The sequence below is a fragment of the Sinorhizobium sp. BJ1 genome, from assembly GCF_002531555.1.
Classification (GTDB): Bacteria; Pseudomonadota; Alphaproteobacteria; order Rhizobiales; family Rhizobiaceae; genus Sinorhizobium; species Sinorhizobium fredii_B.
The window spans coordinates 53,753-70,732 of record NZ_NWTH01000002.1; the positions used below are offsets into that span (position 1 = coordinate 53,753).

Sequence of the window (16,980 nt, forward strand, 5' to 3'; positions counted from 1 at the left end):
CCAGTCACCCTGTTGGTCTCGAATAGCCCGATATTTCCGTGGCTTAGAGCGTTTCAGGTTTTGACGGAAGCATACCGGCGTTGGCGAAGTTGTTGCTGCATTCGTCGGGCTGGAGTGATGGGACAAGGCTGCCGAGGTATTGCCATGTGTGCTCGACGGTTCGATTCTGTGCCGCCCGCATCCAGTGTTTGATTTTGGCGAAGGCCTGCTCGATCGGATTGAGATCGGGCGAGTATGGCGGCAGATACCAGAGCCTTGCGCCGGCGGCTCGGATCATCTGTCGGATTGCCACCGACTTGTGCGAGCCGAGATTGTCCATGATGACGATGTCGCCAGGCTCGAGCACGGGCACGAGCTGTTGTTCGACATAGGCGCGGAAACACTGACCGTTGATCGGTCCGTCGAAGACGCAAGGCGCCGTCAGCCGATCATGGCGCAAAGCGCCGACAAAGGTCAGCGTGCGCCAGTGGCCGTGCGGGGCAAAGCCGCGCAGGCGCTTGCCGCGTGGCCCCCAGCCATAGAGCGGCGCCATGTTGGTCTTGATCCAGGTTTCGTCAATGAACACCAGCCGTCTCGGATCGAGACCGGACTGCCAGGAGCGCCAGCGCTGCCGCCGGCGGGCAATATCGGCACGGGCCTGCTCAAGGGCGAACAGTGTTTTTTTTAAATCGTAGCTCCTCGCGGCGCAGGAACCGCCAGACCGTATCGTGCGACACCTTCACCCCACGCGCCGCCAGCTCTTCCTTCAGCCTGTGCAGCGACAAATGCGGCGTCTGGTTAATCCGCTCCGCGATGAACGCACGGTGCGGCTCCAGCACATGCTTGCGGTGGCCGCCCATCTTGCCGGGCGCCACCGACCCGCTCGAACGGTAGCGCTGAGACCACTTCACCGCCGACGATACGGCAATGCCGAAACGAGCCGCCACCGATCGGCAGCTTTCGCCCGCCTCAATGGCGCCAACAACACGTTCACGAAGATCATTCGAAAGAGGTCGCGTCATCAGATGCTGGCCTCCGCTCCAGCCAGCATCTTGAATCACAAAACGGACTAAAACGGAATCCCCGATTCAGTCAAAGCCGGAACCGCTCTAGGGTCAGGATCTAACCCAGGTCAGTAGTCCCAGACGGCCGGTACCCAACGAAAGTGGTCGCCGTCGACCGCCACATGGCAGACGGACGGGAACGGCAGGTGAGTGGCCACCAGCGGTTCGCGGGTCGCCGCCAGCTCCCGGAAGGCGAACCCGGACGCGGGCCGCCTCCTCGGGGTCGTGTTCGAAGCCGTTGTGCCAGTCGGGGTAGTCGAACCCGACCGCGAACACGGCGTCGCCGGCGAACGTCAGCCGGTCGCCGCCGGACGCCAGGCGGACCACGCTGTGCCCGGGGGTGTGGCCGCCGGTGCGACGGACGACGACCCCCGGCGCCACCTCGTACTCCTCATCGAACAGCCGTAGCTGGCTGCGGTACTCTTTTGCGAACCGGGTGGCGGCCGCCCGAAGTGCGTCCGGGAACCCCGGCGGCATGGAGACGCGGGAGAAATCGGGCGACTCCCAGAACTTGACCTCGGCGGCCGCCACGTGGATCCGCAGGTCCGGACGCAGCCGGTCCTTACCCCGTCGACGAGCAGCCCGCCAATGTGGTCCATGTGCATGTGGGTCAGCACCACGTCGGTCACGGATGCAAGATCGATGCCGGCGGCCTCCAGTCGCTTGATCAACTACCCTGCCCGCGGCAAGTCCAAGTCCGGGTCCAACCCTAGTCCGGCGTCGATGAGTATGGTCCGGCCGCCGCTGCGCACCACGACCACGTTCAGCGCCCAATCGAGCACGTCCGGAGGCAGGAACATGTCGTCCAGCCAGGCCGCCCGGACGGCCGGGTCGGCGTTGTGTCCCAACATCTCGCCTGGCAGCGTTAGCACCCCATCGCTGACCACCATCACGTGAGAGCAACTGATCACTCTCCTGCCGATCTGGCTCTCCTTGGCGGTTGCCCTTGCTGGTTGCGGGAGACTTATCTTTACCAGGGATCGGCCCTGGCGGCGCAAAGCGCTCGCAGGTTAGGCGGCGTGCCTGCTCCTCGGCATCCTTGGAACTGTGATCGCAGCCGCCGGTATGAACGACATATGCCACCGCTGAAACGGCAGCAAGCCGGCGTCTGATGGCAACCCTGCGTGGAGCAGAGCTCAGCCTTGCTCCACGTCCCCGGGCCAACTCCTCGCATTCCTATCAGCGCCTTGGATTTCAATCAGGTTGTGCTCAACGGCGGGGAGACGTCGGGAAAACTCCCCCTGCAGGAACCATGAAGGTTAGGACCGGCTTGGATGCTTCCGGACAGAAGCTGGCCGCGAACTCTTCTGCCGCGGCCAGCGCTCGCACATCACTTCTCCAATGGATAAGTCAGTTCGCGTTGGTCTGTGTCGACAACAAAAACGGCCAGCAGCTTTGCGGGTGCCGTTTCACTGTCGTTTGCGCTGACACTGTGTCGGTCGCCCGGCATCTCAGACCAGCTTTCTCCGGCCTTGTAGACCTTCTCCGGCCCATCATTGACCTGGCTGCGAATGGCGCCTTCGAGTACCGTCGCATAGATGAAGGCGGACGGTGGGTGAGTGTGTGCTGCGTTGGATCCACCGGGATCGTATTCCACAAGAACCCCACGGATGCTTTTGCCCGGCACATTTGGAAGCTCATGATCGTAAACGAGCGTCACTTTCGAGGCGGTTTTTGCGTCTCCCGCAACGGCGCTGGTCAAAGGCAGCAAGCTCAGCATTGCAACACGAAAAATATTCGCGAACATTTCGGGTCTCCTTAACTCGCCGCCATGTTGATTTTTTTCTTCTGCTGTGCAGTGACGGCGAACCACTGTTCGAAGGTAATGCTGCCGAGACGCGGGCTCTTGTCCGAAACGAGGGAGTTGGTCTCAAGACGTGCACCGAAATAGCGCGCGTCCGGATCTGCCACGACCATTCTCGGATCGTTCATCTTCTGGAGGTAGCGCCCGATCAATTCATTGAGCTTTACCCGTTGAGGGCCGGAGATCTCGACGATGCCATTCTGCGGTTGTCCCAATGCCACGTCAGTCATTGCATCCGCGACGTCGTCCGATGCAATCGGCTGTACGAAGGCAGGTGACAGGTGGACCGTGTCGCCGACAGTGCCCGACTGGGCGATGCCGCTAAGGAACTCCATGAACTGTGTGGAGTGCACAATCGTATAAGGAATGCCTGATGTTCGGATCAGGTTCTCCTGCGCCAGCTTTGCGAGCAAGTAGCCGCTCTCCGGCAGGCGTTCGGTGCCGACCACGGACAGTGCTATGTGGTGCCTCACACCTGCGATTTTCTCTGCGGCCAACAGATTCTTGCCCGATGTCTCGAAGAACTCGAGTACGGCCTTGTCCTCGAATGACGGGGAGTTTGCGAGATCAAGGACCACTTCGGCATTCTCGAGAGCGCCGGCGAGGCCTTCCCCCGTAATCGTGTTGACGCCTGTATTCGGCGCCGCAGCGATGACTTCGTGCCCGCGTTTGCGCAAGCGCTCGGCAGTCTTTGACCCGATAAGGCCGGTTCCACCAATAATGACGATTTTCATGGGTTATCTCCAATCGCGGCCGAGGCCGCGTCTAAATCGAATGATCGACGGCAAGTTGGTTCAAACCGGCATCGTTTCCTTCAGAACGCCGCGGCCGGCACTGACCAGAATGCGACTATCCGTCCGGCGAACCCATTCTACCGAAGTATCTGTGGCGCGATGGCAAAGTATGGGACGAATGCGCCCGGCGGATGGGGGCGCTCGTGTCAATAGTTAGCCGGCGCCGGAAAACGGCATATGATCGCCGGTAGGACTCTCAGCCTTCAGTACCTCAGCAAGGCGGCCGCCGCCCCGACGCGCACCTCGAGACACGGTTCATTATTCACGCACAGGTCCCAGTGCCGGCCGGACGACTTGGTTGTCCTCGATCGCGTCGGTGAAGACGATCGCGATCCTCTCGCACCGGTAACTCTTGCATCATTTCGAAGCCGCCGAGCGAAAGCCCAGGGCGGCCGAGATCCGATGGGCCGCTTGGGCCATCATGCCAGATGTCGAGCTGGTTCGATGCCTATGTCCCGACAACCTTCGAGAACTTCGCCGGCCTCGGGCGCAGCGGAGGACGGCCGCTCGCCCTGATCATGGGGCCGTGCCTGCACGGCGATCGCAACCTGACCTTTGCCGGCGGCGTCGATTTCGGCCCGAGGGGCCCCATTGGCGGCAATGTCGCCGAAAGCTTTCTGGAATTTCGCCGCCGCTGGTTCGATCGTTGGATGAAGGGCGAGCCGGAGGAGGAGCTCGATAAGGCGCCGATCCGTCTTTTCGTGATAGGCGGGGGAAGCGGCACGAGGAACGACGAAGGCCGTCTGGACCACGGTGGATGCTGGATCACCGCCAAACAACGGCCAGTGCCCGACATGATGGAACGAAGCTTCTACCTGCATCCGAAGGGCAGGCTTTCAGAGAGCCTTCCTGCGTCCGATATTGCTCCTCTCAGCTATGATTTCGATCCCGACGATCCGGTTCCGACCATCGGCGGAGCGCTGACCAGCGGTCAGCCGATCTTCGCCGGCGGCGGTTTCGATCAAAGAGAGGACGAGACGTTCTTCGGTTGCCGCAACCCCGGGCTGCCGCTCTCCGCCCGCTGCGATGTCCTCTCCTTCGAAACCGAGCCGCTCGCCGAAGCTCTGACGATCCTCGGGCGGGTTGCCGTAGAGCTCTGGGCGGCGATTGACGCGCCGGACACGGATTTCACAGCCAAGCTGATCGACGTCTACCCACCGAGCGCCGGCGCCGGCGGGTTTGAGCCTAGCACGGCAGGTGGCACGCAACACGGTTTTCCTCGACAGAGCGAGGCCATCGCGGCTGATCGTCGAGATAGCGGGGGCACAAACGAGCGTCCCGCTTTTCAACTGCCGTTCCGGTTTGGCCATTGCCCCTTGAAGACAGAAGGCTGGGCGTCGCATCCGAGAGCAGTGCGACGCCCAATTCCGAGCATCTTGCTTTCAGCCGGAACCGCTGAGAGCAGAAAAGATGCTCTAGGCGTCCTTTGCGCGCTCAAGCGAACGCGCGGCGCTCTAGTTGAGCAGGAACGCGGAGGTTGGCACTCGGAGTGCGGCGGCGATGCGCCTGAGCTTGCCGGGGTCGACATCAGCGCCGAGTTCAATTCTCGTAATTTCAGCGCCGGTCAAACCGCAGGTAAGCGCGAGATCCTCGATGCTATATCCCACCGCTTCGCGAGATTGCCGCACGGCGTCGCCTATATCGATGTGGCCCCGGCAGGTGGCAGAAGCGTCTATACTGTTCATTGAATTTGTCATGAGACGATTCCTTTCGATCATGGGCAAGGAGCGCTCTCTTCGCGTGAAGGGAGCATGCAGCCATGGAAAGCCCCGTTATATATATTTGTTGCAGTGCAATATAAGTTCAAAGAATGACGATGCAAGGCATGACTGGACGCCGCCGTCATCAATTCGTCTCACATCCGCGCCTGTGTGCGCTCCGCTCGACGGTTCTGCGAGTTCTGCAGGCAGCTGCCGAAGCGTGTTTTGACAGGTACATAACGGATATTCGCCGCCTCCAGCGGACGATAACGAAACGCGAGAGAGCTCGCGTCCACCTACCGCGAACGGGTCATCACGAAATGATGCGGCGACGCTGGTGGGTCAGGGCGGTTCCCGGGATGGCGGCGGTGTGACGCCCGGCACAGTCAGCCGAACCGGATCGCCATTCTCGCGCGAGCTTTAGCGGCTTCGTCCTCGCGGTTGCGGGGAGGTTGCGCAGTCTCCAGCGAATCGAGCAGTTCCCGGGCGCATGCGGCGATCGAATTGACCGCGGACTCGAACGCCGCCTCATTGCGTTTCGACGGTTTGGTCGTTCCGCTCAACTTGCGCACGAACTGCAGCGCGGCATCGTGAATTTCCTCGTCCGTCGCCGGCGGATCGAAATTGAACAGGGGTCTTATGTTTCGGCACATGACTTGCTCCCGGTCATCTTCATTTCCCTCACCGTGAGGGCGAGGACTCGATGTCTGCTACTGATTGGCCTTCATCCTCACGTCATCAATCCAGGCATCGAAGGGACAATACGCCACATCGGTCGCAGCTTCTTCGTTATCAATAGTGCGTAAGGACGGATCATTCAATCAAAGCTGAACCTGTCGGGAGCCGTGACAATGCATGCCCTCCGGCCGGCACATTACGCTCACAGCGAACAGGCGAATTCGGCATCAGAGCCCGGTGAGGCTGGAAGGGTGTGTGCCAGAGGCATCGGGCGAATTGCAACGGCCCCACCTTTGTCGAGGTGGGGCCGTAAGCTCGATGAGATCAGGCTTGGGCTACAGACGGTTGTCCTGACTGATCACACGTTCGGTGCCGGGGGACCAGGTCCCCCGGCACCGATGCCGTTAGATGGCCTGGTATGCCGCGATAATCGCCTCCACCTGCGAGCCGTCCAGAGCTTCTACCTGCGTTGAGGTGACGGCCAGCAACTGGTCGCTGGAGAGGCTCAGGATATCGTCCGTGGACAGACCGGCCAGGGCAGTCGTGCTGATCGCGGCGATATCGGCGGTCGAGAAGGTCGCGAGATCCTCCGTGGAAAGCGCCGCAATGTCGGCCGAGTCGAGCGCTGCGACCTGTGCTGAAGTCAGCGCTTCGACCTGTGTGGAACTCAGCGCGTCGATCTGGTCGGAGCTCAAGGCGCCGATGACCTTCGTGCTCAGGGCTGCGACCTGATCGGTGGTGAGCGCCGCGACATTGTCCGTGCTGAGCGCGGCCAGTTGCGTCGAGGTCAGGGCTCCGATCTGGGCCGAGGTGAGCGCCGCGACCTGATCCGAAGTGAGCGCCCCGATCTGGGCGGTGGAGAGCGCCGCGACCTGGGTGGTCTTCAGCGCCGCTGCCTGATCGGTGGACAGTGCCGCGAGATTGTCGGTGGAAAGACCCGTCAGCGCGGTGACCGTGATCGCCGCAATGTCGGCGGTCGAGAAGGTCCCCAGATCCTCGGAGGCCAAGGCTGCAAGTTGCGCCGAGCCGAGCGCGGCCACTTGTGCCGTGGTCAGGGCTTCAGCCTGATCGGAGCTCAGCGCTTCGATCTGTGCCGAAGTCAAAGTCGCCACCGTCTTCGAATTCAGCGCCGCGACCTGGTCGGTGGAGAGCGCCGCGACATTGTCGGTAGAGAGCGCCGTAATCTGCGCGGAGCTCAGGACCCCGACCTGGGACGAGGTGAGCGCCGTGACCTGGTCCGAAGTGAGCGCGGCGATCTGGGCGGTCGAGAACGCTGCGACCTGGCCGGTCTTCAGGGCTGCTGCCTGATCGGTCGACAGTGCCGCGACATTGTCGGTCGTAAGACCCGACAGGGCGGTCGCGGTGATTGCCGCAATCTCCGAAGTCGAGAATGTCGCAATATCCTCGGAAGCCAGAGCCGCGATGTCGGCCGAGTCCAGAGCGGCGATCTGGGCTGAGGTCAGAGCCTCCGCCTGATCGGAGCTCAGGGCACCGATCTGAGCCGAGCTCAGCGCTGCAACCGTCTTCGAGTTCAGCGCCGCGACTTGGTCGGTGGAGAGCGCCGCGACATTGTCGGTGGAGAGAGCCGTGATCTGCGCCGAGGTCAGGGCTCCGACCTGGGACGAGGTGAGCGCCGCGACCTGGTCCGAGGTGAGGGCGGCGATCTGGGCCGTCTTCAGCGCCACGACCTGGGTCGTCTTCAGGGCTGCGGCCTGATCGGTGGAAAGCGCCGCGACGTTGTCGGTGCTGAGACCCGCCAGTGCCGTGACCGTGATCGCTGCGATGTCGGCGGTCGAGAAGGTTCCGATATCCTCCGAGGCCAGAGCCGCAATCTGCGTCGAGGTCAGCGCCGCCACTTGCGCCGTGGTCAGAGCCTCAGCCTGGTCGGAGCTCAGGGCTTCGATCTGTGTCGACGTCAGAGCTGCGACGCTCTTCGAGTTCAAGGCTGCGACCTGATCGGTGGAGAGCGCCGCGACATTGTCGGTGGAGAGCGCCTTCACCTGCGTCGAAGTCAGAGCTCCGACCTGCGACGAGGTGAGCGCCGTGAGCTGGTCCGAGGTGAGAGCGGCGATCTGGGCGGTGGAGAGCGCCGCGACCTGCGTGGTCTTCAATGCCGCAGCCTGATCGGTGGACAGGACCGCGAGATTGTCGGTGGAGAGGCCGCCGAGCGCACTGACCGTGATGGCCGCAATGTCGGCGGTCGAGAAGGTCGCGAGATCCTCCGAGGCCAAGGCGGCGAGCTGCGTCGAGCCAAGTGCAGCCACTTGCGCCGTGGTCAGAGCCTCGGCCTGGTCGGAGCTCAAGGCGTCGATCTGGACCGAGGTTAGAGCTGCGACCGTCTTCGAGTTCAGCGCCGCCACCTGATCGGTGGAGAGTGCGGCGACATTGTCGGTGGAGAGCACCGAAATCTGCGTCGAACTCAGGGCTCCGACCTGGGACGAGGTGAGCGCCACGACCTGATCCGAGGTGAGTGCGACGATCTGGGCGGTCTTCAGAGCAGCGATCTGAGTGGTCTTCAATGCTGCGGTCTGGTCGGTCGACAGTGCCGCGACATTGTCGGTCGAGAGGCCCGCGAGCGCTGCGACAGTAATGGCTGCAATGTCGGCGGTCGAGAAGGTTGCGATATCTTCCGAGGCCAGAGCACCCAACTGTGCCATGGTCAAAGCGGCGACCTGCCCCGAAGTCAGTGCTTCGAGCTGATCGGAGCTCATGGCGTCGATCTGCACCGTCGTCAAAGACGCCAGGGTCTTGGTGTTCAAGGCCGCGACCTGGTCGGTGGAAAGTGCCGCGAGGCTGTCGGTGCCGATCGCGGACGCTTGCGTCGAGGTCAGCGCACCGACCTGGGTGGTGCTCAGGGCGGCGATCTGGTCCGAGGTAAGGGCGGCGATCTGCGTGCTCTTCAGCGCTGCGACCTGGGTGGTCTTCAGGGCTGCGGCTTGATCCGTCGACAGTGCCGCGACATTGTCGGTGCTGAGACCCGCAAGCGCGGCCACAGAAATCGCCGCAATGTCGGCGGTCGAGAAGGTTGCGATGTCTTCCGACGCCAAGGCGGCCAGCTGTGTCGAGCTGAGCGCGCCGACAAGAACCGAGGTCAAAGCCTCGACCTGGGTGGAGCTCAGGGCTTCGATCTGTGCCGAGCTTAGGGCCGAGACGGTCTTCGAGTTCAGTGCCGCCACCTGGTCCGTGGAGAGAGCCGCAATATTGTCGGTGCTGATTGCGGACACCTGCGACGATGTCAGCGCTCCGACCTGGGAGGAGCTCAGGGCGGCAATCTGGTCCGAGGTGAGGGCGGCGATCTGGGCGGTCTTCAGCGCTGCAACCTGGGTGGTCTTCAGCGCTGCGGCCTGGTCGGTGGAGAGTGCCGCGACATTGTCGGTGCTAAGGCCGGTCAGTGCAGTGACCGTGATTGCCGCAATATCGGCGGTCGAGAAGGCGGCAATATCCTCCGAGGCAAAAGCCGCGATCTGCGTCGAGCTGAGCGATGCCACTTGTGCCGTGGTCAGGGCCTCAGCCTGATCCGAGCTCAAGGCTTCGACCTGTGCCGAGCTCAGCGCTGCGACGCTCTTCGAATTCAAGGCTGCGACCTGGTCGGTGGAGAGCGCCGCGACATTGTCGGTGGAGAGCGCCTTCACTTGCGTCGAGGTCAGGGCTCCGATCTGGGACGAGGTGAGCGCCGTGACTTGATCCGAGGTAAGGGCGGCAATATGCGTGGACTTCAGCGCTGCGACCTGGGTAGTCTTCAGCGCCGCGGCTTGATCGGTGGAGAGTGCGGCGACATTGTCGGTGGAAAGACCTGCGAGCGCGGTCACGGTGATCGCTGCAATGTCGGCGGTCGAGAAGGCGGCGATATCCTCCGAGGCGAAAGCCGCAATCTGCGTCGAGGTCAGCGCCGCCACTTGTGCCGTGGTCAGGGCCTCGGCCTGGTCGGAGCTGAGGGCGCCGATCTGTGCCGAAGTCAGTGCCGCGATCGCCTTCGAGTTGAGCGCCGCGACCTGATCGGTGGAGAGTGCCGCGACATTGTCGGTGGAGAGCGCCGAAACCTGCGTCGAGCTCAGGGCTCCGACCTGGGACGAGGTGAGAGCCACGACCTGGTCGGAGGTGAGGGCGGCAATCTGCGTCGTCTTCAGCGCTGCGAGCTGGCCGGTTTTCAGCGCTGCGGTCTGATCGGTGGAGAGCGCCGCGACATTGCCGGTGCTAAGACCCGACAGGGCAGTCGCGGTAATAGCCGCAATCTCCGAGGTCGAGAAAGTTGCGATATCTTCGGAAGCGAGGGCCGCAATATCGGCCGAATCCAGCGCGGCGATCTGTACGGCGGTCAGCGCCTCGACCTGATCGGAGCTCAGGGCGCCGATCTGTGCCGAGCTCAGCGCTGCGACAGTCTTCGAGTTGAGGGCTGCGACCTGGTCGGTGGAGAGTGCGGCGACATTGTCGGTGGTGAGCGCCGAAATCTGCGCGGAGGTCAGCACGCCGACCTGCGACGAGGTGAGCGCCACGACCTGGTCCGAGGTGAGGGCGGCGATCTGGGCGGTCTTCAGCGCTGCGACCTGGGTGGTCTTCAATGCCGCGGCCTGGTCTGTAGACAGTGCCGCAACATTGTCGGTGGTAAGACCCGTCAGCGCCGTGACCGTGATTGCCGCAATGTCGGCGGTCGAGAAGGCGGCAATATCCTCCGAGGCCAGAGCTGCAATCTGCGTCGAGGTCAGCGCAGCGACTTGTGCGGTGGTCAGAGCCTCAGCCTGGTCGGACGTCAGCGCGCCGATCTGTGTCGAAGTCAGAGCTGCGACGCTCTTCGAGTTGAGTACTGCGATCTGGTCGGTGGAGAGCGCGGCAATATTGTCGGTGCTCAGGGCCTTCAACTGCGTCGAGCTCAGGACTGCGACCTGCGACGAGGTGAGCGCCGTGACCTGGTCCGTCGTGAGGGCGGCGACCTGGGCGGTCTTCAGCGCTGCGACCTGGGTGGTCTTCAGCGCAGCGGCCTGGTCGGTCGACAGGGCCGCGAGATTGTCGGTGGAGAGACCTGCGAGCGCGGTGACGGAGATCGCCGCGATCTCGGCGGTCGAGAAGGCGGTGATGTCTTCCGAGCTCAAAGCCGCGATTTGCGTCGAGGTGAGGGCGGCCACTTGCGCCGTGGTCAGAGCCTCGGCCTGGTCGGAGGTCAATCCGTCGATCTGTGCCGAGCTCAGAGCCGCTACCTGGGACGTCGCGAGGCTTGCAATCTTGGCCGCATCGATGGCTGCCAACTGGTCGAGGCTGATGCCAGCGACGGAGGTTGCCGAAATGGCGCTCAATTGTGCGGTGGTGAAGGTCGCGACATCCTCGGTATCGAGCGCCGCGATTTGGGTCGAGGAGAGTGCCTTGACCTGGGCGGTCGTCATTGCCGCAACATCTGTCGTGGTCAGAGAGGCAATGACGGTCGTCGACAGAGACTTGATCTGGTTGACGCTCAGAGAAGAGATGATGGAAGTCATGGACGCGAGCCTTCAAAGTTAATCGCTGTGGAATTCACCCCGTTGGCGCCGACCGTGCGACAAGCGCTGGGAACCCATGAGGGTCCAAGCGCGTGATGCGTGCGACCACATGCGACGCCCGTCCACCCGGACGCGAGACCAGCTTCGGCTGTCAAACCGTCCTGATGGGCGAAAATATCGGGTTGAGGGACATGGCTCGCGTGAGCCCTAGCGTTCGGAAAGCTTCATGCAGACAGGACGAGTGCGTCCTATTTCCTACGCCTATGAATGAAACCTTACCCTTGGCGAGATCGGTTCCGTCACCTTCGCCGCAGCCTCATCCGGCGGTTGCTGACTGCGGTACTCGGTTACTACGACTAGCGACGAAAGTTAAAATTTTAGTTAACGGCGCGGACCAAAGCGAGTGCCGCAATGTTCCACCGGACTCAACCTGCGAGCGACGATTCGGGACGCAAACTCATGTTTGACGCGACGCTACACATCGAGTTGGTGGTTGGCAATATTCAGCGAACCTAAAATGCCGAGAGGGTCGATGACGGCCCTCTGCCGCTTCTTGCGTGCCGCGCGACGAGAAACTGCGCAAGCGGATTCCGTCTATCTCGAACGATACCCGCTCCACAAGCAGTCGAGGAGGCGCAAGCCCAAGGCAAGCTAATCCGGTTAATGGCCTAAAATAGCATTCGAACATGTTCGCAGCGTCGGTCGTCAACTCGCCTGTCAGTGGGAATTCCATGACCATCTATACTCATCTCGCCTCGGATCCTGCTTCGCCACTTGCCGGTTTCTTGGAAAGGGCGCGTCAGCAGCGGCTTCCGCTGACGGAGTTGTTCCAGTTCGCGGAAAGTTTCAATGCGACCGGGCAAAGAGAGCAGGCCGCCGAACTCTACAAATCCTGGATCGCCTACAACGACTCCAATCCGCTACTGCACCTGGTCTATTTCAACTACTCCGTCACGCTGCGCCAGATGGGTGATCTCGCCGGCTCCATTCATGCGCTGCGCGGTTGCCTGAAGCTCGAACCGCGCTTCGCTCAGGGCCATATCAATCTCGGCCGCGCGCTGGAGGATGCCGGTCTGACGGGACAGGCGATTCAACAATGGCAAGCCTATGCCGAGACGACTTCCGAAATCACGCCGGAGCGCGTTGCTCATCGCCTGATGGTGCTCCAGCACATGGGTCGGGTGCTCGAGAATGCCGGTCTGATGGAGGAGGCGGAAAACACGCTCTGGAAGGCGATCGAGTTGAGGCCGGACAAGACCGAGGCCGGTCAGCATTGGACCTCGCTGCGGCAACGCCAATGCAAGTGGCCGACATTGGTTCCTTCGGAGCATGTCTCGGTTCGGCAACTGCTCGATGCGCTGTCACCGTTGACCCTTGCCTGTTATGCCGACGATCCGGTCTTCCAGCTTGCCAAGGCCTATCGCTACTGCAAGTCGCTGGTCGGCCGCCCCGATTTGAGCGACTTCCCGAAGCTTCAGCCCCGCCGCAAAACCGGAACCGGGCAACGATTGCGTATCGGCTATGTGTCGTCTGACCTGCGCGATCACGCGGTCGGCTTCGCCCTCAGCGAAGTCTTCGAGACGCACGACAAGAACAGCGTCGAAATCTATGCCTATTATTGCGGCGAAGTGCGGACCGGCGACGCGACGCAGACGCGGATGATGAGCGCCATCGACTGCTGGCGCGATATTTCCACGGTCAGTGACAGCGATGCTGCCAAGCGGATCATTGCCGATGAAATCGATATCCTCGTCGATGTCAACGGCTACACGAAACATGCCCGCACTAGGATCTTCGCCTATCGGCCGGCACCGGTGATTGTCAGCTTCTGTGGCTACCCGGGTACCATGGGCAGCCCCTTCCACCAGTACATCATCGCCGACGAGCACATCATCCCGCCGGAAAACGAGATCTACTATTCGGAAAAGGTGCTGAGGATACCCTGCAACCAACCCGTCGACCGCAAGAGGCAGATCGCGCCGCGGCCGAGCCGTACCGAAGTGGGGCTGCCCGAGGATGCCTTCATATTCGCTTGCTTCAACGGCATGCAGAAGATCACCGCCGCATGCTTCGACCGCTGGATGGCGATCCTTTCCGCGACCCCGGGCAGCTTCCTCTGGCTGCTCGGCGGTGGCGAGGATGTCGATCAGCGCCTCAAGCAGGCAGCCGAACAGCGCGGTGTGGCGCCCGAGCGCCTGATCTTCGCTTCGAAGGCTCCCAACCCCAAGCATCTGGCGCGCATCGGATTGGCCGACCTGTTCCTCGACACCTTCCCTTATGGCGCGCACTCCACCGCAGGCGACGCGCTCACCATGGGACTGCCCGTCCTGACGTTCCCCGGCAACGGCTTCGCATCGCGCTTCTGCTCGAGCATCGTCGCCGCGGCAGGTGTGCCGGAGCTCATTTGCGACGGACCGGACGACTTCGTCCGGAAGGCGATCGGATTTGCCCGGGACCGCCAAAGCCTCGCAGCTGTCAGGCAGGCCCTGGAGAGCCGCCGCGAGGCCAGCGTATTGCGCGACATCCCGGCTCTCGTCCGGCGCCTGGAGGAGCTGTTCTGGCAAATGCAGGGTGAGTGCGAGCGCGGCGAAACGCCTGTGCCCGATCTCGGCAATCTCGACATCTATTACGAGATCGCGGCGGAGATCATGAAGGAAAACGTGGAGTTCGCTGGCAGCACCGCCTATCGGCAGCAGTACGTCGCGAAACTGGCTGAGTGGCATGCCTTTTCGCCGATCCCGTTCGACTCCCGCTTGTGGACAGCGGCGACAGCCGACGTGCGTTGAGTGGCACCAGTTTCAGACAGTGAGGATGATATGGCTCCGGTTATACTTGTCACATTTGCAGGCAGACAGAAGAGGATGGAAATCCTCACCCGCTACATCCATTCCGCCCTGGATGCCGGGATAATTGACGAATGGCATGTCTGGGATTTCACCCGCTCGCAACAGGATCATGAGTGGGTGACGCGCGAATTCGGACCCGTCCGCTATATGGGTTCCGCTGCGCCCTATCAGTCCAACGGATCGGTAGCTCCCAATCAAGCGCTGCGCCTCAGCGCGACGATCACCAACGACCTTCATATCGCCATCGTTCCGAACGGCAGCGAAGACTATTTCGAACTGGTTGTCGGCGGTTGGAGCAACTCGCACTCCGTGTTGCGGAAACTGCCGCTGAGCCAGCTCAGGAGTTTCGATCGCAATGATGTCCCGGCCCTGTGGAGCCGACCCACTCCTGGCGTCCTGTCACCAGGCACTACCAATCAGATTGTGCTCAGCATCGATGCGGCAGGTGTTCCCTCCCTCCATGTCAACAACGTGGCGATCGGCCGCTGGAGCGAGCTGGACCTGTCGTCCGGCGCGTCCGTCATGGTCCGCGGCGGCTGGGGTGCCGACCTGGAGCTCGGCAATGTACGGTCGCGGATACAGCGGTTCGTCGGCAATCCGAACGAGCAGATGCCCTATTGGCAGGCCTATGATTACTACGCCAAGCGGCTGAAAACCTTTTCGGATTCCATATTCCTGAAATGCGACGACGACATCGTCTATATGGATCTCGAAAAGCTCAGCGATTTCATCGAATTCAGGCGAACCAATCCGAAATATATCGTTGTTTCCGCCAATGTGGTGAACAACGGGGTTTGCGCCCACTGGCAGCAGGTGGCGGGCTCCATTCCCGAAGGGGTTGGCCATTTTGAACGGCCGCCGGGCGGGTTTGGCGGTAGCCTCTGGCAGAGCGCGCAACGGGCCAACGAGCTGCACGACTATTTCCTGCAGACCAACAGCAAGCATCTGCCTTTGCCGAGCAGGGTGATCGAGTGGACTGAACGCCAGTCGATCAACTTCATCGCCTGGCTGGGCAAGGACCTCGTGCATATGGCCCTGCCGAAGGGCGATGACGAACGCGCGCTTACGGTCGATCTGCCGATGCTGCTCGAGCGACCCACGGCCATCTACTCGGACTTCACCGTCAGCCATTTGAGCTTCGGACCCCAGGAGCAGGGCCTGGCCTTGGATCGCTTGATCGACGCCTATGACGAGCTGATGCGCAGCGCGCTCGCTGCGTAACAACCTTTCACCTCGGAATATCTCAATACGGGACTGGAGCGTCTTCGAATGCGCGCAAGCGGAAGAATCGGTATCGTCGGGGCAGGATTGTCGGGTGCAGTCATTGGCCGTGAACTGGCCGAGGCGGGTCATCAGGTCGAGATCTTCGATGCGCGAGAGCATATCGCCGGAAACTGTCATACGGAGCGCGACGAAGACACCGGCGTCATGATCCATGTCTATGGTCCGCATATCTTCCACACGGACGACCGCGAAGTCTGGGACTATGTCAACAGCTTCCAGACCTTCCTGCCCTACAAGAACCGTGTGAAGACGACATCGGGGGACCAGGTCTATTCCCTTCCAGTCAACCTCCACACGATCAATCAGTTCTTCGGCAAGACCTTCAGGCCGGACGAGGCCCGTGCCTTCATCGAAGCGCAGGCGGACAGGTCGATCGAGGACCCGCAAACCTTCGAAGAGCAAGCGCTTCGCTTTGTGGGCAAGGACCTCTACCAGGCCTTCTTCCAAGGCTATACGCAAAAGCAGTGGGGCTGCTCGCCGACGGAGCTGCCGTCGTCCATCCTGAAACGGCTTCCAGTGCGTTTCAACTATGACGACAATTACTTCGCGCACAAATATCAGGGCATGCCGGAGAACGGCTACAGCGATATGGTCGGCCGCATTCTGGATCATGCCAACATCAATGTGACCTTGAACGCGCGTTTTGACCGGGCGCAAAAGGACGATTTTGCGCATGTGTTTTATTCCGGTTCGCTCGATGGCTATCTGGACCACGAATTCGGACCGCTGGGCTATCGAACGCTCGACTTCGAGCGCTTCAACTATGACGGCGACTATCAGGGTTGCGCGGTCATGAACTACGGCGATGTGTCCGTGCCCTATACCCGCATCACCGAGCATAAGCATTTCTCGCCCTGGGAAGAGCATAAGGGCTCGGTCTGTTACCGGGAGTTCTCCCGTACCTGCGGTCCCGACGACATCCCCTACTATCCAATCCGCCTCGTCAGGGACAAGGAACAGCTGGCCCAATATGTTGAGCGGGCAAGCCTGGAAGCGTCGATCACCTTTGTCGGGCGGCTCGGCACCTATCGCTATCTCGACATGGATGTGACCATTCGTGAGGCGCTCGATACGGCACGGCTTTACCTTGCCCGAACGGCGGAAAATGCCTCGATGCCGGTATTCCTGCATTCGCCGATCTGATCGTCGTTGTTGCGGACCAGCGCCATCGAACCGCCTCGATATGCTCGCGACCCGATCGGCAGACGCTCCGGTCGGAAACTGAATTATGCGAGCGGGGAACGGACGATAAGTCGTTCCGCAATGGGGTCGCCGCGCGGACCGCTCCGGCGCAACGAAGACGTGATCATGTTGAAGGTCAGACAGACGCAAGGTTGCTGACTATTATCAACGGCAGCTTATT

The 16,980-nt window shown here is 61.7% G+C and carries 9 protein-coding genes and 2 pseudogenes; 4 read left to right on the forward strand and 7 right to left on the reverse strand.

The annotated features are described in order from the left end of the window. Positions 1–43 precede the first annotated feature (43 nt). From CO676_RS02610 to CO676_RS02625, 4 genes and pseudogenes are all read right to left on the reverse strand, one after another. Positions 44–1,001, reverse strand: a protein-coding gene (locus tag CO676_RS02610) for an IS630 family transposase (RefSeq protein ID WP_097519592.1) whose coding sequence is annotated in 2 segments (ribosomal slippage) — positions 44–664 and positions 666–1,001 — 957 coding nt in all. Because the reading frame shifts where the segments join, the coding sequence is not laid out codon by codon here. Positions 1,002–1,111: 110 nt separating this feature from the next. Next, positions 1,112–1,933, reverse strand: a pseudogene (locus CO676_RS02615) (MBL fold metallo-hydrolase). 440 nt (positions 1,934–2,373) lie between these two features. After that, complete coding sequence (locus CO676_RS02620) at positions 2,374–2,763, reverse strand: cupin domain-containing protein (protein ID WP_223843477.1); 390 nt, start codon at positions 2,761–2,763, stop codon at positions 2,374–2,376. Positions 2,764–2,801: 38 nt separating this feature from the next. Further along, the gene (locus tag CO676_RS02625) at positions 2,802–3,581 is read right to left on the reverse strand and encodes an SDR family oxidoreductase (RefSeq protein WP_097519593.1); all 780 of its coding nucleotides are present in this window, start codon (positions 3,579–3,581) and stop codon (positions 2,802–2,804) included. A 488-nt stretch (positions 3,582–4,069) separates the two neighbouring features. Between CO676_RS02625 and CO676_RS02630 the strand changes: the two are divergent. Continuing rightward, a pseudogene (locus tag CO676_RS02630) lies at positions 4,070–4,789 on the forward strand (CocE/NonD family hydrolase); the annotation flags it as partial. Between the two features lie 306 nt (positions 4,790–5,095). Here the strand turns inward: CO676_RS02630 and CO676_RS02635 are convergent. The 3 genes from CO676_RS02635 to CO676_RS02645 all read right to left on the reverse strand — a co-directional run bounded on the left by CO676_RS02635 (position 5,096) and on the right by CO676_RS02645 (position 11,487). Further along, a complete protein-coding gene (locus CO676_RS02635; protein ID WP_014761056.1) occupies positions 5,096–5,338 on the reverse strand; it encodes a helix-turn-helix transcriptional regulator in 243 nt (80 codons plus the stop codon). A gap of 389 nt (positions 5,339–5,727) precedes the next feature. Next, complete coding sequence (locus tag CO676_RS02640; protein ID WP_014761057.1) at positions 5,728–5,994, reverse strand: DUF2277 domain-containing protein; 267 nt, start codon at positions 5,992–5,994, stop codon at positions 5,728–5,730. A gap of 429 nt (positions 5,995–6,423) precedes the next feature. Continuing rightward, positions 6,424–11,487 (reverse strand): hypothetical protein, encoded by a 5,064-nt coding sequence (locus tag CO676_RS02645; protein WP_097519594.1) that lies wholly within the window; start codon positions 11,485–11,487, stop codon positions 6,424–6,426. A gap of 731 nt (positions 11,488–12,218) precedes the next feature. Here CO676_RS02645 and CO676_RS02650 point away from each other — a divergent pair. The 3 genes from CO676_RS02650 to CO676_RS02660 are packed head-to-tail and all read left to right on the forward strand — an operon-like array spanning position 12,219 to position 16,760. Further along, positions 12,219–14,273 carry a hypothetical protein gene (locus CO676_RS02650; protein WP_097519659.1) on the forward strand — a complete coding sequence of 685 codons (2,055 nt, stop codon included), beginning with the start codon at positions 12,219–12,221 and terminating at the stop codon, positions 14,271–14,273. A 30-nt stretch (positions 14,274–14,303) separates the two neighbouring features. Further along, a complete protein-coding gene (locus CO676_RS02655; protein WP_097519595.1) occupies positions 14,304–15,554 on the forward strand; it encodes a hypothetical protein in 1,251 nt (416 codons plus the stop codon). A gap of 48 nt (positions 15,555–15,602) precedes the next feature. Continuing rightward, positions 15,603–16,760, forward strand: coding sequence for a UDP-galactopyranose mutase (locus CO676_RS02660; RefSeq protein ID WP_097519596.1), 1,158 nt, complete (start codon positions 15,603–15,605; stop codon positions 16,758–16,760). Positions 16,761–16,980 lie beyond the last annotated feature (220 nt).

Bases quoted from the DNA above. Each gene is read 5' to 3' on its own strand.
- CO676_RS02620 (WP_223843477.1), bottom strand. From the start codon at position 2,763: ATGCTGAGCTTGCTGCCTTTGACCAGCGCCGTTGCGGGAGACGCAAAA.
- CO676_RS02625 (WP_097519593.1), bottom strand. From the start codon at position 3,581: ATGAAAATCGTCATTATTGGTGGAACCGGCCTTATCGGGTCAAAGACT.
- CO676_RS02635 (WP_014761056.1), bottom strand. From the start codon at position 5,338: ATGACAAATTCAATGAACAGTATAGACGCTTCTGCCACCTGCCGGGGC.
- CO676_RS02640 (WP_014761057.1), bottom strand. From the start codon at position 5,994: ATGTGCCGAAACATAAGACCCCTGTTCAATTTCGATCCGCCGGCGACG.
- CO676_RS02645 (WP_097519594.1), bottom strand. From the start codon at position 11,487: ATGACTTCCATCATCTCTTCTCTGAGCGTCAACCAGATCAAGTCTCTG.
- CO676_RS02650 (WP_097519659.1), top strand. From the start codon at position 12,219: ATGACCATCTATACTCATCTCGCCTCGGATCCTGCTTCGCCACTTGCC.
- CO676_RS02655 (WP_097519595.1), top strand. From the start codon at position 14,304: ATGGCTCCGGTTATACTTGTCACATTTGCAGGCAGACAGAAGAGGATG.
- CO676_RS02660 (WP_097519596.1), top strand. From the start codon at position 15,603: ATGCGCGCAAGCGGAAGAATCGGTATCGTCGGGGCAGGATTGTCGGGT.